At 68.7% G+C, this 22,882-nt stretch carries 23 protein-coding genes and 2 tRNA genes; 9 read left to right on the top strand and 16 right to left on the bottom strand.

The features are described from left to right. Positions 1-35: 35 nt before the first annotated feature. Together mutS and ULB03_RS07705 are read right to left on the bottom strand one after the other, a co-directional pair. Positions 36-2,678 carry a DNA mismatch repair protein MutS gene (gene mutS, locus ULB03_RS07710; RefSeq protein WP_322483801.1) on the bottom strand — a complete coding sequence of 881 codons (2,643 nt, stop codon included), beginning with the start codon at positions 2,676-2,678 and terminating at the stop codon, positions 36-38. Between the two features lie 135 nt (positions 2,679-2,813). Further along, entirely contained in the window at positions 2,814-3,314 is a 501-nt protein-coding gene (locus ULB03_RS07705; RefSeq protein WP_322482616.1) for a low molecular weight protein-tyrosine-phosphatase, read from the bottom strand. Between the two features lie 222 nt (positions 3,315-3,536). Between ULB03_RS07705 and ULB03_RS07700 the strand changes: the two genes are divergently transcribed. The 3 genes from ULB03_RS07700 to ULB03_RS07690 all read left to right on the top strand — a co-directional run bounded on the left by ULB03_RS07700 (position 3,537) and on the right by ULB03_RS07690 (position 6,145). Continuing rightward, entirely contained in the window at positions 3,537-4,205 is a 669-nt protein-coding gene (locus ULB03_RS07700; RefSeq protein ID WP_322482615.1) for an ABC transporter ATP-binding protein, read from the top strand. Next, entirely contained in the window at positions 4,202-5,434 is a 1,233-nt protein-coding gene (locus ULB03_RS07695; protein ID WP_322482614.1) for an ABC transporter permease, read from the top strand. The genes ULB03_RS07700 and ULB03_RS07695 overlap by 4 nt, the downstream gene beginning before the upstream one ends. A gap of 168 nt (positions 5,435-5,602) precedes the next feature. Next, positions 5,603-6,145, top strand: a complete 543-nt coding sequence (locus ULB03_RS07690; protein ID WP_322482613.1) for a DUF3299 domain-containing protein — start codon at positions 5,603-5,605, stop codon at positions 6,143-6,145. Here the strand turns inward: ULB03_RS07690 and ULB03_RS07685 are convergent. Both ULB03_RS07685 and ULB03_RS07680 read right to left on the bottom strand, forming a co-directional pair. Beyond that, the gene (locus tag ULB03_RS07685) at positions 6,142-6,540 is read right to left on the bottom strand and encodes an MAPEG family protein (RefSeq protein WP_322482612.1); all 399 of its coding nucleotides are present in this window, start codon (positions 6,538-6,540) and stop codon (positions 6,142-6,144) included. The two genes, ULB03_RS07690 and ULB03_RS07685, sit on opposite strands and share 4 nt — an antisense overlap. Positions 6,541-6,615: 75 nt before the next feature. Beyond that, positions 6,616-7,035, bottom strand: a complete 420-nt coding sequence (locus tag ULB03_RS07680) for a metallopeptidase family protein (RefSeq protein ID WP_145734872.1) — start codon at positions 7,033-7,035, stop codon at positions 6,616-6,618. 196 nt (positions 7,036-7,231) lie between these two features. Between ULB03_RS07680 and ULB03_RS07675 the strand changes: the two genes are divergently transcribed. Together ULB03_RS07675 and bla are read left to right on the top strand one after the other, a co-directional pair. Then, positions 7,232-8,026 (top strand): tRNA-uridine aminocarboxypropyltransferase, encoded by a 795-nt coding sequence (locus ULB03_RS07675; RefSeq protein ID WP_322482611.1) that lies wholly within the window; start codon positions 7,232-7,234, stop codon positions 8,024-8,026. Between the two features lie 106 nt (positions 8,027-8,132). Further along, on the top strand, positions 8,133-9,065 hold the full coding sequence (gene bla / locus ULB03_RS07670) for a subclass B3 metallo-beta-lactamase (RefSeq protein ID WP_322482610.1): 933 nt from the start codon (positions 8,133-8,135) through the stop codon (positions 9,063-9,065). Between the two features lie 145 nt (positions 9,066-9,210). Here the strand turns inward: bla and ULB03_RS07665 are convergent, their stop codons facing one another. The 6 genes from ULB03_RS07665 to ULB03_RS07640 form a co-directional block, all read right to left on the bottom strand. Then, on the bottom strand, positions 9,211-9,585 hold the full coding sequence (locus tag ULB03_RS07665; RefSeq protein WP_322482609.1) for a LapA family protein: 375 nt from the start codon (positions 9,583-9,585) through the stop codon (positions 9,211-9,213). 117 nt (positions 9,586-9,702) lie between these two features. Continuing rightward, positions 9,703-9,984: an integration host factor subunit beta gene (ihfB, locus tag ULB03_RS07660; RefSeq protein WP_322483800.1), complete on the bottom strand. Its 282-nt coding sequence runs from the start codon at positions 9,982-9,984 to the stop codon at positions 9,703-9,705. Positions 9,985-10,375: 391 nt separating this feature from the next. Then, the gene (rpsA, locus tag ULB03_RS07655) at positions 10,376-12,100 is read right to left on the bottom strand and encodes a 30S ribosomal protein S1 (protein WP_322482608.1); all 1,725 of its coding nucleotides are present in this window, start codon (positions 12,098-12,100) and stop codon (positions 10,376-10,378) included. A 147-nt stretch (positions 12,101-12,247) separates the two neighbouring features. Then, positions 12,248-12,928: a (d)CMP kinase gene (gene cmk, locus ULB03_RS07650; RefSeq protein WP_322482607.1), complete on the bottom strand. Its 681-nt coding sequence runs from the start codon at positions 12,926-12,928 to the stop codon at positions 12,248-12,250. A gap of 114 nt (positions 12,929-13,042) precedes the next feature. Beyond that, on the bottom strand, positions 13,043-13,483 hold the full coding sequence (locus tag ULB03_RS07645) for a hypothetical protein (protein WP_322482606.1): 441 nt from the start codon (positions 13,481-13,483) through the stop codon (positions 13,043-13,045). A gap of 2 nt (positions 13,484-13,485) precedes the next feature. After that, the gene (locus ULB03_RS07640) at positions 13,486-14,370 is read right to left on the bottom strand and encodes a 3-phosphoshikimate 1-carboxyvinyltransferase (RefSeq protein ID WP_322482605.1); all 885 of its coding nucleotides are present in this window, start codon (positions 14,368-14,370) and stop codon (positions 13,486-13,488) included. A gap of 231 nt (positions 14,371-14,601) precedes the next feature. Between ULB03_RS07640 and ULB03_RS07635 the strand changes: the two genes are divergently transcribed. From ULB03_RS07635 to ULB03_RS07625, 3 genes are all read left to right on the top strand, one after another. Further along, on the top strand, positions 14,602-15,066 hold the full coding sequence (locus ULB03_RS07635) for a TIGR02300 family protein (RefSeq protein ID WP_322482604.1): 465 nt from the start codon (positions 14,602-14,604) through the stop codon (positions 15,064-15,066). Positions 15,067-15,213: 147 nt separating this feature from the next. Beyond that, positions 15,214-15,289 (top strand) — tRNA-Ala (locus tag ULB03_RS07630). Between the two features lie 261 nt (positions 15,290-15,550). Next, positions 15,551-15,626 (top strand) — tRNA-Ala (locus ULB03_RS07625). A gap of 100 nt (positions 15,627-15,726) precedes the next feature. Here the strand turns inward: ULB03_RS07625 and ULB03_RS07620 are convergent. Further along, a complete protein-coding gene (locus tag ULB03_RS07620; RefSeq protein WP_322482603.1) occupies positions 15,727-16,296 on the bottom strand; it encodes a PIN domain-containing protein in 570 nt (189 codons plus the stop codon). Then, the gene (locus ULB03_RS07615; RefSeq protein ID WP_322482602.1) at positions 16,293-16,757 is read right to left on the bottom strand and encodes a helix-turn-helix domain-containing protein; all 465 of its coding nucleotides are present in this window, start codon (positions 16,755-16,757) and stop codon (positions 16,293-16,295) included. The genes ULB03_RS07620 and ULB03_RS07615 overlap by 4 nt, the downstream gene beginning before the upstream one ends. Before the next feature lie 252 nt (positions 16,758-17,009). On the opposite strand from ULB03_RS07615, the gene ULB03_RS07610 reads away from it, so the two are divergent. After that, positions 17,010-18,893, top strand: a complete 1,884-nt coding sequence (locus ULB03_RS07610) for a M14 family metallopeptidase (protein WP_322482601.1) — start codon at positions 17,010-17,012, stop codon at positions 18,891-18,893. 60 nt (positions 18,894-18,953) lie between these two features. On the opposite strand, the gene msrA is transcribed toward ULB03_RS07610, so the two are convergent. The 4 genes from msrA to ULB03_RS07590 form a co-directional block, all read right to left on the bottom strand. Further along, on the bottom strand, positions 18,954-19,466 hold the full coding sequence (gene msrA / locus ULB03_RS07605) for a peptide-methionine (S)-S-oxide reductase MsrA (RefSeq protein WP_463605630.1): 513 nt from the start codon (positions 19,464-19,466) through the stop codon (positions 18,954-18,956). A gap of 117 nt (positions 19,467-19,583) precedes the next feature. Then, the gene (gene hslO / locus ULB03_RS07600; protein ID WP_322482600.1) at positions 19,584-20,549 is read right to left on the bottom strand and encodes an Hsp33 family molecular chaperone HslO; all 966 of its coding nucleotides are present in this window, start codon (positions 20,547-20,549) and stop codon (positions 19,584-19,586) included. A gap of 99 nt (positions 20,550-20,648) precedes the next feature. Continuing rightward, on the bottom strand, positions 20,649-21,575 hold the full coding sequence (gene argF, locus ULB03_RS07595; RefSeq protein ID WP_322482599.1) for an ornithine carbamoyltransferase: 927 nt from the start codon (positions 21,573-21,575) through the stop codon (positions 20,649-20,651). Between the two features lie 14 nt (positions 21,576-21,589). Next, positions 21,590-22,762 (bottom strand): aspartate aminotransferase family protein, encoded by a 1,173-nt coding sequence (locus ULB03_RS07590; protein ID WP_322482598.1) that lies wholly within the window; start codon positions 22,760-22,762, stop codon positions 21,590-21,592. Between the last annotated feature and the right edge of the window lie 120 nt (positions 22,763-22,882).

The following is a 22,882-nucleotide window of genomic DNA, read 5'->3' as shown; positions in this document are numbered from 1 at the left end:
CGGCGGGCGGCCCTGGCGGGCGGGGAAGGTGCTGGCTACACCAGCCCCTTCAGGCGATACAGTTCCTCCAGCGCCTGGCGCGGCGTCAGTTCATCCGGGCTGATGGCCTTGAGCGCCGCCAACGCCGCCGAGTCCGGGGGCGGGGCGGCGGCCGGCTCGGGCGCCCGGCGCACGGGCGCGCTGAACAGCGGCAAATCGTCGGCCAGCCGGGTCACGGCGCTGCCCTGGTCGCCCGCCTCCAGGATGGCCAGCACCTCTTCCGCCCGGCTGATGACCGTGGCCGGCAGGCCGGCCAGGCGGGCCACGTGGATGCCGTAGCTGCGGTCGGCGGCGCCGGCGGCCACCTCATGCAGGAAGACCACGTCGCCCTGCCATTCCTTGATGCGCATGGTGTGGCAGGCCAGCGACGGCAGCTTGGACGACAGGGTCGTCAGCTCATGGTAGTGCGTGGCGAACAGGGCGCGGCAGCGCGTGACCTCATGCAGGTGCTCCACCGCCGCCCAAGCGATGGACAGGCCGTCGAAGGTGGCGGTGCCGCGCCCGATCTCATCCAGGATGACCAGGCTGCGGCCCGTGGCCTGGTTCAGGATGGCCGCCGTCTCCACCATCTCCACCATGAAGGTGGACCGGCCGCGCGCCAGGTCGTCGGCCGCCCCCACGCGGCTGAACAGCCGGTCGACGGCGCCGATGTGGGCGGCATCGGCGGGCACGAAGCTGCCCATCTGCGCCAGCACCGCCACCAGGGCGTTCTGGCGCAGGAAGGTCGACTTACCGGCCATGTTGGGGCCGGTCAGCAGCCACAGGCGGTTGGCGTCCGACAGGTCGCAGTCGTTGGCCACGAAGGGCCCGCTGGCGGCGGCCACCAGCGCCGCCTCCACCACCGGATGCCGGCCGCGCACGATGCGGAACTCCCGGCTGTCGTCCACCACCGGGCGGCACCAGCGGCATTCCACCGCGATGTCGGCCAGCGAGGTCGCCACGTCCAGCGACGCCAGCGCCTGGGCGGTGGAGGCGATGTCGTCGGCCTTGGCCAGCACCGCCTGGGTCAGCTCCTCGAACAGGGCCAGTTCCAGGGCCAGCGCCTTGTCCCCCGCCTCCGCCACGCGGCGTTCCAGGTCCGACAGCTCCACCGTGGTGAAGCGCATGGCGTTGGCCAGGGTCTGGCGGTGGATGTAGGTGCCGCGCTGTTCCGCCGCCATCAGCTTGTCGCCGTGCTGGGCGGTAACCTCGATGTAATAGCCCAGCACGTTATTGTGCCGGATCTTCAGGGTGTTGATGCCCGTGTCCCCGGCGTAGCGGGCCTGGAGGTTGGCGATCAGGCGGCGCGAGTCGTCGCGCAGCTCCTTCAACTCGTCCAGGGGGGCGGAATAGCCCTGGGCGATGAAGCCGCCGTCGCGGGCGTTCAGCGGCAGGTCCGGGCCCAGGGCCGCCGCCAGCATGGAAACCAGGTCGGCCGGCACCTTCACGCCGTGCAGGGCGTCCAGCAGGCCCGGGGGCAGCGGGGGTTCCAGGGCGCCGCGCAGCGCCTCGGCCGGGAAGGTGGCGCAGATGTCGCGGGCGCGGCCCAGGCCGTCGCGCACGCCGGCGAGGTCGCGCGGGCTGCCCCGGCCCAGGCTGAGGCGGGACAGCGCGCGCTCGATATCCGGCGCCCGGCCGAGGTGCGCGCGGATATCGGCCCGAAGGCCGCCCTGTTCCACGAAATAGGCCACCGTGTCCAAGCGCCGGCCGATGGTGGCCGGGTCGGTCAGGGGGGACGCCAAGTGGGCCGCCAGCAGGCGGGCGCCGGCGCCGGTGACCGTGCGGTCGATGGCGCCCAATAGGCTGCCGCGCTTCTCGCCCGTCAGGGTGCGGGAAAGTTCCAGGTTGCGGCGGGAGGCGGGGTCGATCTCCATGACCGCGCCCAACGCCAGGCGGCGCGGCCGGTCCAGGCGCGGCACCCGGCCCTTCTGCGTCAGTTCCACATAATCGACCAGGGAGCCGGCGGCCGCCACCTCTGCCCGGCTGAAGCTGCCGAAGGCGTCCAGCGTGCCCACGCCATAGAGGTCGAGCAAGCGCTGGCGGCCGTTCTCGCTGTCGAATCGGGCGTTGGGCTGCACCGTCAGCTGGTCGCGCCACTCGGCCCACAGCTCGAACAGCTCCGGCTGCTGGGTCAGGCGCTCGGACACCAGCAGCTCACCCGGCGCCAGCCGGGCCAGGGCCGCCGGCAGGGCCGCGCGCTCCACCGGCTGCAGGGTGAGTTCCCCCGTCGAGAGGTCCAACCAGGCCAGGCCCAGGGCGCCGCCCACCTCGGCCAAGGCGGCCAGGTAGTTGTTGGACCGGGCGTCCAGCAGGCCGTCCTCGGTGATGGTGCCGGGGGTGACGACGCGCACCACCTCGCGCCGCACCACGGCCTTGCCGCCGCGCTTGCGCGCCTCCGCCGGGTCCTCGGTCTGCTCGCAGATGGCGACGCGGAAGCCCAGGCGGATGAGGCGGGAGAGATAGTTCTCGTGCGAGTGCACCGGCACGCCGCACATGGGGATCTCCTCCCCCAGATGCAGGCCGCGCTTGGTCAGCGTGATGTCCAGCGCGCGGGCGGCGGCCACCGCGTCGTCGAAGAACATCTCGTAGAAATCGCCCATGCGGTAGAACAGCAGGGCACCCGGGTGCTGGGCCTTGATCTCCAGGTACTGCGCCATCATGGGCGTGACGCCCTGGGCGGGGAACGCCGGGGATGCGGTATCGTTGGTGTCGGGCACGGCACTAAATCCGGTAGGGCGGGAACGATAGGGCCCTTAGGTATAGCGCCCCCGGCCCGCCAAGCCGAGTCCGTTTACCTAGCCCGCCTTGCGCCCCAGCCGGCGGTGAACCTCATCCACCAGGCCGTCGGCCGCGGCCTCGATCAGGTCCAGCACGGTGTCGAACTGCTCCTCCGACCCGTAATAGGGGTCGGGCACGTCGTGGCCCTTATGGTCGGGGGCGTAATCCAGGAACAACTGGACCCGGTCCCGATGCTGGGGCGGCGCCAGGCGGCGCAAGAAGTCCAGATGCTCGCGGTCCATGGCCAGCACCATGTCGTAGCGCTGGAAATCATCGGCATCCACCCGGCGGGCGCGCAGGGCCGACAGGTCCACGCCACGATGGCGCGCCGCCTCGACCGCGCGGATGTCGGGCGCCTCCCCCACGTGATAGCCGTGGGTGCCAGCGCTGGCCACCACCACGTGGTCGCCCAGGCCATCCATCGCCAGGCGGCGGCGCACCACCCCCTCCGCGGTGGGGGAGCGGCAGATATTGCCCGTGCAGACGAACAGGATCGATAATTTTGGATTGTTTTCCAATGCCTTACCCTTATTCCGGGAGTGCAAAGACATCTGGCGGGACTGTAGCAACGTCGGGCCCGGGAATCAAATGCAGACCAAGCGCCGTATCGGAAGGAGGGGGGCCGCGACGTCGCGGCCGTCCCTTCCCGCTTGCGGGGCGTCCCGCCGCCGCCCAAGATGCGCCAACCCTGCGGGATGGCAGCCCCGGGGCGTCGGCAACGCGGCAGGACAGGTTTCCCCATGCCCCTTATCGAGGTTGACGGCCTGCGCCACGCCATCGCGGGCCGGCCGGTGTTGGACATTCCGCGTTGGTCGGTCGAGGCCGGCCGCCATAGCCTGCTGCTGGGCCCCAGCGGCAGCGGCAAGACCACCTTGATCCACGCGCTGGCGGGGCTGAAGCGGCCGGACCAGGGCCGCGTCCTGCTGGACGGCCAGGCCATGTGGGACCTGAACGCCGCCGGGCGCGACCGCCTGCGCGGCCGGCTGATCGGCATCGTCTTCCAGACCCTGCACCTGGTGCCGGCCCTGGACGTGGGGCAGAACCTGCACCTGGCGCGCTGGCTGGCCGGGCTGCCGCGCGACGCCCGCGCCGTGGCGCAAGCGCTGGACCGGGTGGGCCTGGGCGCCCGCCTGTCGGCCAAGCCGGAGCATCTGAGCCAGGGGGAAAAGCAGCGCGTGGCCATCGCCCGCGCCGTGGTCACGGCACCGAAGCTGATCCTGGCGGACGAGCCGACCTCCGCCCTGGATGATGAGAATTGCGGCCTGGTGCTGGACCTGCTGCTGGAACAGGCGACGGTGTGCGGCGCCACCCTGCTGGTCGCCACCCATGACGAACGCACCCGCGCCCGCATCACCGACCGGCTGGAACTGCCGAAACTGAGCGCCGCCACGGACGGTCACGCCGCATGAACACCCTTGGCTTGGCCTGGGCCTATCTGAAGCGCTCCGCCCTCACCACCTGCCTGAACGTGGCGCTGCTGGCCTTGGGGGTGGGCACCATCGTGGTGCTGATCCTGGTGGGCACGCAGTTGCAGGACCGCCTGGCCAAGGACGCGGCCGGGGTGGATTTGGTGGTGGGCGCCAAGGGCAGCCCGCTGCAGCTGATCCTGTCCGCGCTGTACCAGATCGACATCCCCACCGGGAACATCCCCCTGTCCCAGGCCCAGGCGCTGGCGGCCGACCCGCTGGTGGCCCAGGCGGTGCCGCTGGCCCTGGGCGACAGCTTCCGGGGATACCGCATCGTCGGCACCGACCCGGCCTTCGTGGCCCTGCGCCATGCCCAGGTGGCGGAAGGCCGGCTGTGGCAGGCCCCCATGGAGGCGACGGTGGGCGCGCAGGTGGCCCGCGCCGCCGGCCTGAAGGTGGGCGACCAGTTCAACGGCAACCATGGCCTGTCGGCCGGCGGCGCCGTGCATGAGGGCATGCCCTACACCGTGGTGGGCATCCTGGCCCCCACGGGCGGCGTGGTCGACCGTCTGGTGCTGACCCCCATCGACAGCGTCTGGGCGGTGCACGACGCGCACCATCACCACCATGACGGCGATGAGCATGACGCGCACGAGCATCAGGCGGAGGGCGCCCAGCCGGCGCCTGAACGCGAAGTGACCTCCGTCCTGCTGCGCTACCGTTCCCCCATCGCCGCCGCCCTGTTGCCCCGGCGCATCAACACCGGCAGCGTCCTGCAGGCGGCCTCGCCAGCGGCGGAGATGACGCGCCTGCTGTCGCTGGTGGGCATCGGCACCGACACGGTCCGGGGCTTCGGGCTGCTGCTGGTCGCGTCCTCCGCGCTCAGCATCTTCGTGGCGCTGTACAACGCCACCCAGGCGCGGCGCTATGACCTGGCGGTCATGCGGGCGCTGGGCGCCACCCGGACGCGCATCTCGGGCCTGTTGCTGGCGGAGGCGCTGGCCATGGGCGCCGCCGGCACGGCCCTGGGCCTGGTCCTGGGCCATGGCGCGGTGGAACTGGCGGGCCGCTTTGTGCCCCAGGCCCGCGACATGGGCATCACGGGACTCCAGTTTCCCCCGACGGAACCCTATCTTCTGATCCTGGCGGCCGGCCTGTCGGTCCTGGCCGCCCTGGTCCCGGCCATCCAGGCCTACCGCACGGACGTGTCGGCGGTGCTGTCGCGGGGATGATACCGTGAGGCGTGCAAGGGCGCCCAGGCCGGCCCCCGCGAGCCGAGCGCCGTAGGGCGCAGCGAGGAGGGCGGCCCTGGACGGGCCGCCAACGGCAAACGCCTTCGATCAGCCATGATCGGGGGTCAGGAAGACAAAAGGCAGTTGTTGCGAGGAAAGGATTTCGTCATGACGCTTCAGGCCAAGCGCAGGGTCGCCGCCGTCCTGATGATGGCGGCCGTTGTCACCACCGGGATCACCGCCGCCGGAACGCCCGCCCTGGCGGCCGACAAGAAGGCCGCAGCGCCCGCAGCCCCGGCACCGGGCACGGCCGCCGCCGTTCAGGCCAATATCCCCAAGGCGACCCTGGGCTGGGACAAGCTGGCCGACGTCAAGGAGGTGCACAGCATGGACAACGGCCTGCTGCGCGTGCGCGCCGCCTTCGGCCCGGAGGTGCAGGCGCTGGAAGGCAAGCCCCTGACGATCGCCGGCTTCATCATCCCGCTGGAACAGAAGGAGAAGTCGGGCCATTTCCTGCTGAGCGCCATGGCGCCCAGTTGCCCCTTCTGCCCGCCGCCCGGTCCCGCCGACCTGATGGAGGTGAGGACCAGCGCTCCCATCGCCATGACCAATGAGCCCATCACCCTGACGGGCACGCTGCACATGGTGGGCGATGATGACAACGGCCTGTACTACCGCCTGGCGGACGCCACGCTGCAGCCCGGAAGCTAGATGCCCAGCAGGTAGCGCACCAGGCCGATCAGGCTGCCCACCAGCAGCACCAGGGTGGAGAAGATGGACAGGCTGAAGCCGGCGGTGCGCTTCTTGGCCTCGGCATAATAGCCAACGGCATACAGCACCCGGCCGATGGGCCACACCACGCCGATCAGGGCGGCCGTGTGATCGCCCCAGATGGTGGCGGCCAACCACAGGGCCGGCAGAAACAACACCAACTGTTCCGTCGTATTGGTCTGCACGCGCAGGACCCGCTGGAAGTCCGGCGGTCCTTCCACCGAGGGCGGCGGAACCCCATGCTTGCCCCGCGCCCGGCTGACCTGGCCGATGGTCCAGAAGTACACGAACAGCGCGAACAGTGTGACCAGACCGGTCCACACGAATGCCGCCATCACCCCACCCCCAATGTTCCGGCCGGCGGCAAAGCACCACCGGCCCCCAATTTCTTATAAGCGTCCGACCGTGGATCAGGGATCGTTGGCCTCGATGCCGTACATATCCTCGTCGGAAAAGCCGAAATGGTGGCCGATCTCATGCACCATGACGTTCAGCACCAGGTCCGCCAGGTCCTCCCCCGTCTCGCACCAATAGTCCAGCAGCGGCCGGCGATAGAGGAAGATCATGTCCGGCCCGTGGCTGGCATCGTTGGCGCCCCGCTGGGGCAGGGACACGCCGCGATAGAGGCCCAGGATGTCGAACGGCGTTTCCAGCGCCATCTCCCGCTCCGTCTCCTCATCCGGGAATTCCTCGACCCGCACGATCATATTGCCCATATGAACCCGCAGCTCGGGCGGGATGGACGCGATGGCGTCGGTCGCCAGGCGTTCGATCTCCTCCAGCGTGGGCGGGGAGGTGAAGCGGCGGGGCAGGACGGTGACGGTGGCCATGGCTGTATACCGGAGGGGGCTGTGCTGGCATCTTGACGGGCTGTGCCCATCCGGTCCAGGTCAACGCCTGCCGGGCCCGCCGTCAAGCCCCGCGTACAAGCCCTGTCGTCGCAGGCCCCATCGCCCCCTTCCGCCGGAAGGCCGGGGAGGGCCGCATGGGCCTGGGTTGGATTCATGAAAGAGATTGTTGGTTGATATGACCGAAGACACCCCGCCGCCCGTGGAACAATCCGCGCCCCCAGCCCCGAGCCAGGAGCAAGCCGACGGGGTGGCTGTTTGCCCGCGCTGCGCCAAGCCGATGGACCTCTGCGTCTGCCAGGGAATCGAGCCCATCCAGACGCGGCTTGAGGTGCTGGTGCTGCAGCATCCCCAGGAGCAGGACGTGGAGCTGGGCAGCGCCCGCCTACTGACCCTGGGCCTGGCGCGTGGGCGGCTGAAGGTGGGCCTGTCCTGGCCCAACCTGGCCAAGGCGCTGGGTTCGGGAAAAGACGGACGGGAGGCCGACCCGCGCCGCTGGGCCGTGCTCTACATGGGCTCCGGCGATGATGCCACCGCCACACCGCCCGGAACCGTGCGGCTGGTGGACAAGAAAGGCCAGACGGTGGAGGACCCGACCGCGCTGGCCGACCTGGAGGGTATCATCCTGCTGGACGGGTCATGGTCGCAGGCCAAGGCCCTGTGGTGGCGCAACGCCTGGCTGCTGAAGCTGCGCCGCCTGATCGTCCATCCCGATTTCGTCTCCGCCTACGGCAACCTGCGGCGCGAACCCCGGCGCGAAAGCGTGTCGACGCTGGAGGCGGGCGCCTTCGCCCTGGCCAAGCTGGAGGGGGACGACACGCTGGTGGAACGGTTGCGGGCCCCCTTCATCGCCCTGGTGGAGCGCTACCGCGCCGTGCGCGGCAACCGCCCGCCCAAGGCGGCCGCCAACCGGCCCCCGGCGGACGGCGCGCGCAAGCCGGACTGGCGCGGTCGCAAGCGCCGGCCCCGGTAGTGGGCAATACGGGCGGCCGGCGCCATGCCCGAGGGCCGGTCGCCCTTTTTTAGCCAGAATTGGCGGCCACACACGCGAAAGTTTCCCCAGATCTCCGGACCGCCCAATGACCCCGCGCCTCGCCGTCGCTGCCCTTCTGCTGTGCGCCGCCCCTGCGTTCGCCGCCCAGCCGACCAAGAAGGCGGCTCCGCAACCGGCCGCGGCCTGCCCGGAGGGGGCGGACTGGAACATGCCGGCAGCGCCGCTGCGCATCTATGCCGACACCTGGTATGTCGGCACCTGCGGCCTGTCCTCCATCCTCATCACATCCCCCCAGGGCCATGTGCTGATCGATGGCGCCACGGAGAAGGCGGCCCCGCTGATCGAGGCCAACATCCGCGCCCTGGGCTTTCGCATGAAGGATGTGCGCATCATCCTGAACAGCCATGAGCATCTGGACCATGCCGGCGGCATTGATCAGTTGCGGCGCGACTCGGGCGCTACGGTCATGGCGCTGTCGGCGGCCGCCGACGCGCTGGAACATGGCAAGGGTGACCGGGGCGATCCGCAATATCTCAGCATCGGCGGCTTCCCCGCCATCCCGCAGGTGAAGCGCCTGAAGGATGGGGAGGTGGTGAGCCTGGGGCCCATCCGCCTGACGGCCCACGCAACGCCGGGCCACACGCCGGGCGCCACCACCTGGACCTGGGATAGCTGCCAGGATGGCCCCGAGGGTGGACAGTGCCACCATGTGGTTTATGCCGACAGCCTCAGCGCCTACACCGACGACGTCTACCGCTATTCGGACGAGGCGGCCCACCCTGGCGTGCTGGCCCACTTCCGCCAGGCCATCGCCACCGTGGCCGCCCTGCCCTGCGACATCCTGCTGACACCCCACCCCGACGCCTCGCGGATGTGGAAGCGCCTGGGCCCCGACGCCACCCTGCCCCTGGTGGATGAAACCGCGTGCCATCGCTACGGCGAAGCGGTGACCGCCCGCCTGGACAAGCGGCTGGCGGATGAGAAGGCCATGCCTGAAAAGGAAAAGGCGGCCCGCTGAGGACCGCCATGCCTGGAACTGGCGGCATGACATGCCGCTGTAGGATGCGACCGCATCCGCCGCAGTTTTCCGGGGAGCCAAAGGCGGACTGGAAATCGAGGAAGCCAAGGCCACGGATGTGGCCGCCCGGCATTTGAGGGCAAACTCAACGCAGCGACATCACCCGCACGTCGGACGACGGGGCCGCCGCCGCTCCCGCGGCGCGGTCGGCGGCGGCGATGCGCTTTTCCAGGTCGGCGGCGTGCAGGCGGGCGGCGTCCAGGTCGCGCTGCAGTTGGTCGCCCCGCGCCCGCTCCTTGCGCAGGGCGCGGCGGTGCTTGCCCGCCGACAGCCAGGACACCAGGCCACCGGCCAGGAAGCCCGCCAGCAGGGACACGAACACCACGGCGAAAGAGGGCGCCACGACGGCCCCGTCCAGCGGCCACAGCGCCAGCCTCACCACCTCTTCATTCACGATGGCGAAATCAATGGCGACCAGGGCCAGGGGGATGGACACGATCCAGGAAAGGTAGCGCAACACCTGCCGCTCCGCTGACTAAGGCCGCCCTGGGGCCGTCCCGGAATCAAGACGGCCGCCCGGTGGCGGCGTACAAGGGCCCCGGCGAATGCCGGGGCCGGGCACCACAAATGGGGCCGATCAGTCCGTGTTCAACTGCTCCCGCAGTTGCTTGCCCGTCTTGAAGAAGGGAATGAACTTCTCCTCCACGTCCACCGCCTGGCCGGTCCGCGGGTTGCGGCCGGTGCGGGCGTCGCGCCGCTTCACGGAAAAGGCGCCGAAGCCGCGCAGTTCCACCCGGTCGCCCCGGGCGAGGGCCTCGGTGATCTCGTCGAAAATGGTGGTGACGATCTTTTCCACATCGCGCTGGTAGAGGTGCGGATGGAGTTCCGCCAGCCGCATGATGAGTTCCGACTTGGTCATCGGCAATTCCCCTTGGGCAATCGGCCCCGGTTCCCGGGCGCCGCTATCTTTATCGTCGTTGGTGCCTCCCGGCAGGATGACGGCCGGGACGTACATCCACCCTGGCCTGGCGGTCACGGTTTTCATCACCGCCCATCCTACCCCAACTGTGCCGGAGCGGACCGGTCCTGGCAAGGGTAAGGTCTTCATACTCTTGCATTATCGCTGCTCAGTCGCCTCTGGCGCCCGATGTAGCGGGCGTCGGCCTTTTGGGACGGTGGGAGGGGGACGCGGCATCCCGGCAAAGAAAAAGGCCAGGCAAAGAAAAAGGCCGCCCCCGGTTGCCCGGGGACGGCCCTTTCTCACTCAAGACCCGGCTGGGTCCTGAAACTCAGTCCTGACGGACCAAATCTCAGACCTCGTCCTTGTCCTTCTGGGCGCGCTTCAGCGCGGCGCCCAGGATGTCGCCCAGCGAGGCGCCCGAGTCGGACGAACCGAACTCGGCCATCGCCTGCTTCTCTTCCTCGACTTCCTTCGCCTTGATCGACAGGCCGATCTTGCGGCTGGCGCGATCGATCTGCGTGACCTTGGCGTCGACCTTCTCGCCGACGGCGAAACGGTCCGGGCGCTGCTCGGAACGCTCACGCGACAGGTCGGACTTGCGGATGAAGCCGGTGAAGCCGTCGACGACCGACACCTCGATGCCGCCCTCGGTGATGGCGGTGACGGTGCAGGTGACGACGTCGTTCTTCTTGACGCCGGCGACGGTGGCTTCGAACGGATCGCTGGCCAGCTGCTTGATGCCCAGGCTGATGCGTTCCTTTTCCACGTCGACGTCCAGGACCTTCACGCGGACGTGATCGCCCTTCTTGTAGTCCTGGATGGCCTCTTCACCCGACTTGTTCCAGTCGAGGTCGGACATGTGGACCATGCCGTCGATGTCGCCCGGCAGACCAACGAACAGACCGAACTCGGTGATGTTCTTGACCTCGCCTTCCAGCTCGGTGCCGGCCGGGAACTTGTCGACGAACGTCTCCCACGGGTTGTCCAGGCACTGCTTGAGGCCCAGGGAGATGCGGCGCTTCTGCGGATCCACGTCCAGCACCATGACCTCGACCTCCTGAGAGGTGGAGACGATCTTGCCGGGGTGGACGTTCTTCTTGGTCCAGGACATCTCGGAGACGTGCACCAGACCCTCGATGCCGGGCTCCAGCTCCACGAAGGCGCCGTAGTCGGTGATGTTGGTGACGCGACCCTTGAACTTGGCGCCGACCGGATACTTGGCTTCCACGCCTTCCCACGGATCAGCCTCAAGCTGCTTCATGCCCAGGCTGATGCGCTGGGTTTCGGAGTTGAAGCGGACGACCTGGACCGTGACGGTCTGGCCGATCTGCAGGGCTTCCGACGGGTGGTTGATGCGGCGCCAAGCGATGTCGGTGACATGCAGCAGGCCGTCGACGCCACCCAGATCCACGAACGCGCCGTAGTCGGTGATGTTCTTGACCACGCCCTGCAGAACCTGGCCTTCCTTCAGGTTGGCCACCAGCTCCGAACGGGCCTCGGCGCGGCTCTCTTCCAGAACGGCGCGACGCGACACGACGATGTTGCCGCGCGAGCGGTCCATCTTCAGGATCTGGAAGGGCTGCGGGGTGCCCATCAGCGGGGAGATGTCGCGCACCGGGCGGATGTCCACCTGGCTGCCCGGCAGGAAGGCCACGGCGCCCGACAGGTCGACCGTGAAACCGCCCTTGACGCGGCCGAAGATGATGCCGGTGACGCGCTGCTGTTCGGTGAACGCGCGCTCCAGCTGGGTCCAGGCCTCTTCGCGCTTGGCCTTCTCGCGCGACAGCATGGCTTCGCCGTGCTTGTCTTCCATGCGCTCGAGGTAAACCTCGACCGTGTCGCCAACCTTCAGCTCAACCGGCTGACCGGGGACGGCGAATTCCTTCAGCGCGACCCGGCCTTCGGACTTCAGGCCAACGTCGATGAGCACCATGTCGTTCTCGATGCTGAGAACGGTGCCCTTAACCACCGTGCCTTCGAGGCTCTCGCTCGTGCCGAGCGACTCTTCCAGAAGGGCGGCGAAACTTTCCTTCATCCCACGGTCTTGGGACTTGGCGGCGGAAACCTGGGCCATTTAAACTCCTTGAGTGGATCCAGCACAGGCCCGTTCCAACCCCCCGGCAGACGCCCGGCCGACAGGAGGTTAACTTGGCCCATGGCGTCGGACACCATGCCCGGCGACTTGGGTTGAGTTGGGGGCCGCGCGGCCAAACCGTCCGTTTTAAAGGAAGTCGGGAAACGCGGGTCTGGAGCGGATGAAGTCCATGGCGGCGATGAACGCCTGGTCGGCATCCATCATGGACGTATCAAGCAAAAACGCGTCGACAGCGGGCTTCAGCGGTGCCACCGCCCGTTGACTGTCACGCGCATCACGGACTTTCATGTCCTCCAGGACGGCATCGTATATAGCCTCAGCGCCAGTATTGCGCAACTCCGACAAACGGCGACGGGCGCGCACCTCAACGTCGGCGGTCACGAACAGCTTGGCCGGCGCCTGGGGGCAGACCACCGTGCCCACGTCGCGGCCGTCCAGCACCGCGCCCTTGGCGCCGCCCGGCGGGTGGTTGGCGAAATCCCGCTGGAAATCCAACAGGGCGGCCCGCACCTCGGGCACCACCGAGACCTTGGAGGCGGCAACCGCCACCGCGTCCTGGCGCAGCGCCGGATCGTTCATCAGGGGCAGGACGGTGGCGGCGTCCAGCCCGCGGGCGGCGGCGATGGCGGCCGCCCCGTCATCTGGCGCATGGCCGGCCCGCAGCAGCGACAACCCCACCGCGCGATAGAGCGCGCCCGTGTCGAGATGGGCGAAACCGAGGGTGCCGGCGAGGCGGCGGGCCAGGGTGCCCTTGCCGCTGGCGGCTGGGCCATCGATGGCGACGATGAAGGACGGGGATGGGATCATCAGCGGGGTCATCAGCGTGGTGAGGGGGCGGAGGCCTGGCATGGGCACCGGGGCATGGCGCGTGGCTAACACCGCCCGCCCACCCTGGCAAGCGGCCACATCCAGCCGCCGCCGTCACCCTGGCGTGACGGCGGCGCCCAGCGCGTTCAACAGGCGGGCGGCATTCGGGCCAAGGTCCGTGCGCACGGCGATGGGGCGGGCCGCGGCGGTCCCCAGGGCCAGGAAGGCGGGCGCCATCTCGGCACCCACGGTCACGGTCGCCCCGCCAGCGGGCGGCCGACCATCCGCCGTAACGGCCAGGACGTCGGCACCCGCCGTCGCGGAAACACCACAGGCGGCCAGGACCGGGACCAGCGCCGTCGCCGTCCGGGCCAGCCCGGGCGCCAAGCCGCGCAGCGTGGTGGTTCCCGGGGTGCGCGCGGCCGCCACCGCCGCCAGCGCCAGTTCCCCTTGGGTCAGGTCGCCGGCCGCGACCTCACCGCCAGGCATCGGCCCGGCGATCAGCCGCAGGTCGGCCATGGGCTCCCCCTCCCCGACGCCGGCGATGGGACGCACCGTCAGGTTCCCCCCATCGCCCGCAACACGGGGAATAAGGCGCCGCGATGCCCCCCGACGCCCACGCCCGTGAGGGTGATATTAGATCCCGGCCGCAGCATCGCCGCGACCAAGGCCGCAGCGGCCAGGGCCGGGTCCCCCGGCACGGCCACCACGGTCGGTCGCAACTCCCGCTGGCCATCCACACTGACGGCCCAGGCGCCATCCGGCTGGCGCCGGGTGACGAGGGCGGCGCCGAACTGGCGCAGCAGGCGTTCGGTATGATCGGCGGTGGGCGTCTCTTCCACCACCGTGGTGCGGCCGGCAACGTTGAGGGCCGCCAGCAGCAGGGCGGACTTCGCGTCGCAGGCCACGGGGGCCAGCGGCCTGTGATCCACCGGCACCGCGCGGGCCGCGCCCCGCACCAGCAGCGGCGGGTGCACTCCGCCCAGACCGTCGCCGGCGGGGGTGAACGCCGCCCCCATGCGGGCCAACGGCGACAGCGTCGCTTTCAGAAAAGCTGCCGCGCCAGGATGACGGGTGGTGAGGAAGGTTTCCCCCGCTTGCGTCGCCAGCACCCCGGACAACAGGGCGAAGGCCAGCCCGTCGCCCTCCAGGTCCAGCAGGCCCACCGCCTGACGCAGACCGCCCACGCCCACGCCGCGCACCTGCCAGGCGCCCCCGCCCGCCTCCTCGATGCGCGCGCCCAGGGCGCGCAGCGCCTGGACCACCGGCCCCAGACAGGCCAAGGGCGCGCCGTCCACCCGGCTTTCCCCCACGGTGAGGGCGGCCAGGACCAGGGCCCGCACCGCCACGGCGGTATCGCCCGGCACCGCCGCCGCCCCGTTCAGCGAGGCGACCGGGGCGGATATCCAGGTGGAGGAGGCGGCGGACGGGGAGGCAGACATGGGAACCGACATGGGGGCAGACATTGAGGGGGGATGGAGTCCCTGGGCGGGAAGGACGGTACGCCCCGAGGATGGCCCCGCCCCGGCGGCGGCGCAAGGCGCCAGAGGCCACCGGCGGGGCCGGGCGCGCCATCGCAGACGGCGAAAGCGCCCCCTTGGAGGTGCCTGCGCGGATTCACGTTTGACAGGGGCCGGGCTTCATGGCAAACGCCCGCTCCTGTACCTTTTTATATGAGGCGTGGACATGGCCGGCCCGGGCCGTCGCCACGCGTGTTTTCATGGAGGATTGCCGTGGCGAAACCGGAATGGGGCACGAAGCGGATCTGCCCGAACTGCGGCACCCGCTATTACGACATGCGGAAGAACCCGCCGACCTGCCCCTCGTGCTCGACCGTGTTCGATCCGGAGGCGCTGCTGAAGTCCCGCCGGGCGCGCCCGATCCTGGCCGACGACACCAAGAAGCCCGTCCTGGATGACGAGGACACCGGCGTCGAGGTCGAGGACGAGGAGAAGGAAGAGGTCTTGGAGGAGGCCGAGGTCGATCTGGAGGTCGATGACCTGGAAGAGGCCGAGGTCGCCGACGATGTCCCCGGCGACGATGACGAGGATGTCCTGCTGGAGGACGCCGAGGAACTGGGCGACGAGGATGACGTGGGTGAGGTGGTCGACGTCGAAGGTGGCGACGAGGACCGCTAAATTCCCAGGAAAATCAGGGCGTTGGCCGCGCAGCAAAAAAAGTTCGAATTCCCGAATTTTTCCCTTGATCCGGCCGACGCATCTGAGCATATTCCCGCCCACACCACGCCAGCCCCCAGGCGGCGCGGTACGAGGTAAAAATGGTTTGGGGCTATAGCTCAGCTGGGAGAGCGCTACAATGGCATTGTAGAGGTCAGCGGTTCGATCCCGCTTAGCTCCACCAAAATTCAAAAGGCCGGCTGACGACTCAGCCGGCCTTTTGTTTTTCCTGCGCTATCGATTGGCCGCAGCGGACGTTTTTCTTGCGAAGCCGTGGTTTTTCCCCGACACCGGCGCGCGCGGGGCTGTCACATGATTGAAAGACATGCCAGGGTCGCGGGCGAAATTGAACGCTTGATCTCCGCCCCGCATCTGCGCATATTCCCCGCCTCACCGCCGCCCTCCCCCAGGGGAGCCCAGATGGCGGGACCGACTTAAAAGGTTCGGGGCTATAGCTCAGCTGGGAGAGCGCTACAATGGCATTGTAGAGGTCAGCGGTTCGATCCCGCTTAGCTCCACCAAATCCGAAAGCCCGGTTGGTCCGTCCAGCCGGGCTTTCACGCTTTCAAGCCCCGACTTCCAGACCGCTCGACGGACATACTTCCGCCAACGGAAGTGTCTCTACAGCAAGGCGGCGTACTGCCGCAGTTCACCGGCGGTCGCCACCAGCCCTTGGCGGGTCAAGGTGGCCAGATAGTCCTCAACGCTGTAGGGCGGGTTCTTGAGGCGGGCGCGGACCTTGGCGACGGCCGTGCAGAAGGCGGCGGGGTCCAAGCTCATCCGGTTGAGAAGGAAATCGTCGGGGTGCTGGGCCTCTATGCCGTAGGGGGCCAGGGCCTCGTCGGGAAAGTCAGCCAGGTTCTGCGTCACGATGGCGTCACAGCGCCCCTTGATGGCGGCGGCCAGAACATGCCGGTCATCGGGGTCGGGAAGGATCAGCGACGCGATCAGGCCCTGATATTCGGTCACCACGCAATCCCGAGTGGCCCGGTCCATCTGGTCGCGGGTGCGCTCAAGCCTGGCGCGGTCGCGATGGGGCTGGGTGCGCATCAGCGCCTCGATCCACTCGCGGTGGATGTCGGCGCTCCATTTGGCGTGGAAGACATCCATCACGGCGAGCTGCAACAGCAGGTCCCGCATGGGCGCGGGATACAGGACGTTGGCGTCGAGTAGCGCCGTGTACACCGTCACGGCGCACCATAGCCCATGTCGTTCTCCTGCGCGTCCGCGACCAACTGGTCCAACACCCGCTCCCGCTCCGCATCAATGCCGGCCTTGTAGGCCATGACGTCTTCCATGCGGATACGGCGATGCTTCCCCACCATGCGGTAGGGAATGGCGTCGGCTTTCAGCAAGCCGATCAGAAAGGGGCGGGAGACGTTGAGGATGTCGGCCGCCTGGACCGTGGTCAGCTCGGCATTCTCCGGGATGATGGTCACGCCGCGCCCGGCCGCCATCGCCTCCAGGATGTCCATCAGCATCCGCACGGCGCCGGCGGGCAATTCGATGGGCTGTTCCTGCTCAGCGTCCTTCACCCGCAGCATCAAGGGCCGGCCCTTGGCAACGAAGCGCGACAGGTTCTGGCCCGAACGGCGGGCAAGCGCCGCCTCTTGCGCGGTCGGCGGCGGCTGGCGGTGGGCAAGCGCGGTCATGATCATCCCCTTCACAAGGTCGGCCGATATCATACCAACAATAAACGAAATAAGTGAATTATGTGAAACATTCGGCGTGACCGCCGAGACAGGCCATCGCCTCCACCACATCCGAAAGCCCGGTTGGCATCGCTCAGCCGGGCTTTCGCGCTTTTGGGGTTTGGGCGAAAGCTATCTTGAAAGCGGGATGTTCGCAGGCGATGGTCGGTTGGCCGATCGGCCTGCCTCCCCCTTTTGCCTCGAGTCCCGCCCATGCTCCGTTCTCATCGCCTGGTGCTCTGCGCCGCCCTGATGCTGTCCGCCGCCGTGCCGGCCCTGGCCGCACCGGCCGCACGGGATGCTGACGGCGGCAGCGCCCCGTGGGACACCGACTTCCTGCCGCCCGTGCCCGCCTGGCGGGGCGCCTCGGAAAAGCTGCTGGTGAAGGCGGGCGATCCCTGGGCCACACCGGCGGAACTGACCGGCCTGACCGCCACGCCCAGCTATGACGAGACCCGCGCCTTCATCGACCGGCTGGTCGCGGCCTCCCCCCTGCTGCGGCAGGAGGTGTTCGGCGTCTCGCCCGAGGGGCGGGAGATGGTGGCGGTTCTGGCGGCCAAGGGCCTGGTGGACGGCAGGCCGGACCCGGCCAAGCCCCTGCTGCTGGTGCAGGCCGGCATCCACGCCGGCGAGATCGATGGCAAGGACGCGGGCCTGATGCTGCTGCGCGACATCACCCAGCGGGGCAAGGACGGCCTGCTGGACCGGGTGAACCTGCTGTTCGTGCCCATTTTCAACGTCGATGGGCATGAGCGCGCCGGCGCCTATAACCGCCCCAACCAGCGCGGCCCGATGAACCAGGGCTGGCGCACCACGGCGCAAAACCTGAACCTGAACCGCGACTACGGCAAGCTGGACACGCCGGAGATGCGGGCCATGATCGCCCTGATCGGTAAGTATCAGCCCGACCTGTACCTGGACATCCATGTCACCGACGGCATGGACTACGCCTATGACATCACCTTCGGCAATGACGAGGCCCCTGGTGGCGACCAGGGCGCCGGCACCCCGTTCTCCCCCGCCATCGATCACTGGTTGGCCGGCCCGTTCAAGGCGGCGGAGACCGAGGCCCTGACCAAGGCGGGGCACATCCCCGGGCCGCTGGTGACGGAAGTGGACGGCCGCAAACCGGAGGACGGCATCACCGGCGGCACCACGCCCCTGCGCTTTTCCATCGGCTACGGCAACCTGGTTCATATCCCCACCGTGCTGGTGGAGAACCATGCCCTGAAGCCCTACCGCCAGCGCGTGCTGGGCACCTATATCCTGATCGAGCGGGCGCTGACCCTGCTGGCGGACCAGGGCGCCGCCCTGCGCCAGGCCGTGGCGTCCGACCGGGCCCGGCGCCCCGATCCCATCCCCGTGGCGTTCGAGGCGGAGAAGACGCCCAGCGACACCATCGACTTCAAGACCATGCGGCACGAGGCGTACCTGTCCGCCGCCTCGGGCGGGACGGAGGTGCGCTGGCTGGGCCGCCCGGGGCCCACCGTGCGCATGCCCGTCTATGGCGACCACCCCAGCGCCCGTGTCTCCCGGCCGCGGGCCTATTGGGTGCCGGCCACCAAGCCCGAGATCATCGAGCGGCTGCGCCTGCATGGCCTGGCCCTGGAAACGCTGGACCAGCCGCGTGACGTCACCGTCGACAGCGTGCGGCTGGTGGAACCCAAGCTGGCCACCGAGGCCAACGAGGGCCATGTGATGCTGGACAAGGCCGGCTACACGCATGAGACGCGCACGGTGCGCTATCCGAAGGGCAGCGTGCGCGTGCCCACCGACCAGCCGCTGGGCGATTTGGCGGCGGCGCTGCTGGAGGCTGAAAGCAGCGAGTCGTTCCTGGCCTGGGGCTTCTTCCCCGAAATCCTGCAACGCACCGAATATATCGAGCCCTACGCCATCGCCCCGCTGGCGGAGCGCATGCTGGCGGCCAGCCCCGCCCTGAAAGCGGAGTTCGAGGCCAAGCTGAAGGCCGACCCCGCCTTCGCCGCCAGCCCCGACAAGCGCCTGGCCTGGTTCTATGAGCGCACGCCCTACAGCGACGCCGCCTACCTGCGCTATCCCGTGGGCCGGGAGATGGCGGGGCGGGAGATGGGGCGCTGACAGCGAAAAGGCCGCCCCCGATGAAGAGGGCGGCCTTTCGTTGCAGCATTCGGACGCGGCTTACTTGCCGGTCAGGACCCAGTCGGGCCGCACCCAGTGGCAGGTGTAGCCGCCGATGTTCTTTTCCAGATAATCCTGGTGGTAGTCCTCCGCCTCCCAGAAGGTGCCGGCCGGCACGATCTGGGTGACGACCTTGCCCGGCCAGCGGCCGGAGGCGTCGACCTCGGCCGTCACTTCCTCCGCCGCCGCCTTCTGCTCGGGCGAGGCATAGAAGATGGCGCTGCGGTACTGGCTGCCGATGTCGTTGCCCTGGCGGTTGGTGGTCGTCGGGTCGTGGATCTGGAAAAAGAACTCGATCAGCCGGCGATAGGTCAGCTTGGCCGGGTCGAAGGTGATCTCGATGGCCTCGGCATGACCGGTGGTGCCGGTCTTCACTTCCTTATAGGTCGGATTGCTCAGCGCGCCGCCGATATAGCCGACGCGGGTATCGACCACGCCCGGCACCTTGCGGATCAGATCCTCCATACCCCAGAAGCAGCCACCAGCCAGCGTCGCGGTTTCGGTCGTCATCATCGTCATCCTTGAGGGGTCATCCTTGGGATCGGCAAATAGTCAGGCACTGCAGGTAAGCGCTGGCGGGGTCCGCTTCAACGGCGATGCCGCGACGGACCCCGACCATAGGCGCCCCAGTCAGGAGGCCGGGCCGTAAACGGCCTCGATCTCCGCATCGTCGAAGCGGTAGTGGGTGCTGCAGAACTCGCACGCCACATCCACCGCGCCGTCGACCTTCAGCTCCGCCACCTCCTCGCGCGGCAGGGAGCGCAGCACCGTCACCACCCGCTCGCGCGAGCAGCGGCACTGGGCCGCCAGGCCGTGAGGGTCGTAGGCGCGCACCTCCTCCTCATGGAACAGGCGGTAGAGCACGTCGTTCACCGGCAGGGCCGGGTCCAGCACCTCGCCCGGGGTGACGGTGGACAACAGGGCCATGGCCCGCCGCCAGTCGTCTTCCAGGTCGCTGGGCTTGGCGTCCGACGCCACGCTGCCGGCGTCCTCATCCGGCAGGGCCTGCAGCATGATGGCGCCGCCGCCCCACTTGCCGTCGTCACTGCGACCGGCATGCACGATGATGCCCGTGGCCAGCTGTTCCGACTGGGTGAAGTAGTGGCGCACGCAGTCATCCATGCGGGCGCCTTCCAGGCCGACGATGCCCTGGTAGCGCTGGGTGTGTTCCCCCTGGTCGACGGTGAAGGCCAAGTAGCCCTTGCCCAGCAGGGCGGGCACGGGGGCCGCCTCGACATCCGCCGTCAGGGCGGCCTGCAGCGCGTCCTCGTCGTACTGGGCGTAGCCGCGCACGGCGCCAGCGCTGGTGACGTCGGCCACCATCAGCTTGATGGGGCCGTCGCCCTTGGTCTGCAGGGTGAACACGCCCTCATACTTCAGCGCCGCCGCCAGCGTGGTGGCCAGCGTGATCGTCTCCGCCAGCATCTGCGCGACAGGCCCCGGATAGGCGTGGCGGCTCAGAATCTCGTCCAGCACGGGCCCGAGGCGCACCATGCGGCCACGCAGGTTGGACCGGTCCAGCTGGAAGGGCTGCACCACGTCGATGTCCCGAGCGACGGGGGAGGACACAAGGGTGGAAACGGCGGCGGTGGTCATGGTCGCTTACCCCAAAAATAAAGGCGCCCGACCGGGGTCAACCGATCGGGGCCTTATGGAACCTCAAAGCCGGACAGCCTTGCTTCGATACCGGAACGATCAGGCGTTCAAGCACCAGGCCAGGATGCCCTTCTGGGCGTGCAGGCGGTTCTCCGCCTCGTCCCAGACGACGGACTGCGGCCCGTCGATGACGGAGGTGGTCACCTCCTCCTCCCGATGGGCCGGCAGGCAATGCATGAATATGGCGTCGGGGGACGCCAGTTTCATCAGCCCGTCATTGACCTGGAAGGGGGCCAGCATTGCCGTGCGCGCAGGCGCATCCTTGTGATGCATGGAAACCCAGGTATCGGTGACCATGATGTCCGCCCCCTCGGCCGCGGCCTTGGGGTCGTCCGTCACCACCAGCCGGGCGCCTTCGCGTGCCGCCCAGGCGATGGTCTCGGCCGTGGGCTGCAGGCTCTTCGGCGCCGCAACCCTCATTTCGAAGCCGAAACGGGCGGCGGCGTGAATCCAGCTCTGGCAGACGTTGTTGGCATCGCCGCTCCAGCAGACGACGCGGCCCTCGATGGGCCCGCGCTTCTCCTCGAACGTCATGATGTCCGCCATGATCTGGCAGGGGTGGGAGGTGTCGGTCAGGCCGTTGATGACGGGGATGCTGGCCGCCCCCGCCATCTCATGCACCTTGGACTCATGATCCGTGCGGATCATGATGACGCTGACGAAGCGCGACAGAACGCGGGCGGTGTCGGCGATGGTCTCGCCATGACCCAGTTGGATCTCGCGCCCCGTCAGGGTGATGACATCGCCCCCCAACTGGCGCATGCCCACCTCGAACGAGACGCGGGTGCGGGTGGACGGCTTCTCGAAAATGGTCGCCAGCGTCAGGCCGCGGAAGGGCTGGGGATGCTGGGCGGTGCCGTTGGTCTTCTTCAGGTCCCGGCCCCGGTTCAGGATTTCGCGCAGCGTGGCCGTGTCGAAATCACTGATATCCAGGAAATGCCGGACCTTCTTGGTCGTCGCAGTCATGATTTGGGCTCCCCTCAGGCCGCCAGGGCCGCACAGGTGCGGTCCAGGATGGCCACGGCCTCGTTGATCTCGGCCTCGCCCACGATCAGCGGCGGCAGGATGCGGATGACGTTGTCGGCGGCGGACACCACCAGCATGCCGTTGTCGCGCAGGGCGGTGACGAGGTCGCCCGCGGGAACGACACACTTCAGGCCCAGGATCAGGCCCTTGCCGCGCACGCTGTCCAGCACGGTGGGGTGGCGCTTCACGAGATCGTCCAGCTTGCCCTCCAGCAGGGCGCCCTTGGCGATGACGTTGTCCAGGAAGCCCGGCTGCAGCACCACGTCCAGCACCGCGTTGCCCACGGCCATGGCCAGGGGGTTGCCGCCGAAGGTGCTGCCATGGGTGCCGGCCACCATGCCCTGGGCCGCCTTTTCGGTGGCCAGGCAGGCGCCCAGCGGGAAGCCGCCGCCGATGCCCTTGGCGATGCACATGACGTCGGGGGTCACCCCCGCCCATTCATGGGCGAACAGCTTGCCGGTACGGCCCACGCCGCACTGGATCTCATCGAAGAACAACAGCAGGCCATGCTCATCGGCGATGGCGCGCAAGGCCTTCAGATACCCTAGGCTGGCGGGGCGGATGCCGCCCTCGCCCAGGATGGGCTCCACCAAAATGGCGGCGGTCTGCGGCGTCACCGCGGCCTTCACCGCCTCGACATCGTCGTAAGGGACGCGGTCGAAGCTGTCCAACAGGGGGCCGAAGCCCTTCACCATCTTGTCCTGGCCGCTGGCAGCGATGGCCGTCATGGTGCGGCCGTGGAAGTTGCCGCCGGCGACGATGAAGCGGGTCTTCTCCGGATGGCCGGTCTCATAGTGATACTTGCGGACCAGCTTCACGCCGCATTCCCACGCCTCGACACCGGAATTGGTGAAGAACATGGTGTCGGCGAAGGTGAGTTCCTTGAGGCGGCCGGCCAGCTTCTCCTGCCCCGCCACGCGGAACAGGTTGGAGGTGTGCCACAGCTTGTGCGCCTGCTCGGTCAGCTTCTCCACCAGATAGGGGTGGGCATGACCCAGGGCGTTCACCGCGATGCCGCTGGTGAAATCCAGGAATCGTCGGCCGGTCGTGTCGTAGAGGAAGCAGCCCTCACCCCGTTCGAACACAACGTCGATCCGGGAATAGGTCGGCATCACGACAGGAATCACGGCCTGACACTCCTTTATTTGCTGAGGCGCGTTACACGGAATTATAACAAAGCTTGGGACACCCCCGGCGCGCCGACCGGGGTTTTGAACCGCCGACTATTGTGTGCCGCAAGCCCTGCG

It is taken from the genome of Nitrospirillum goiasense (assembly GCF_034427435.1).
Classification (GTDB): domain Bacteria; phylum Pseudomonadota; class Alphaproteobacteria; order Azospirillales; family Azospirillaceae; genus Nitrospirillum.
This window is presented reverse-complemented; position numbering and strand designations above follow the sequence as displayed.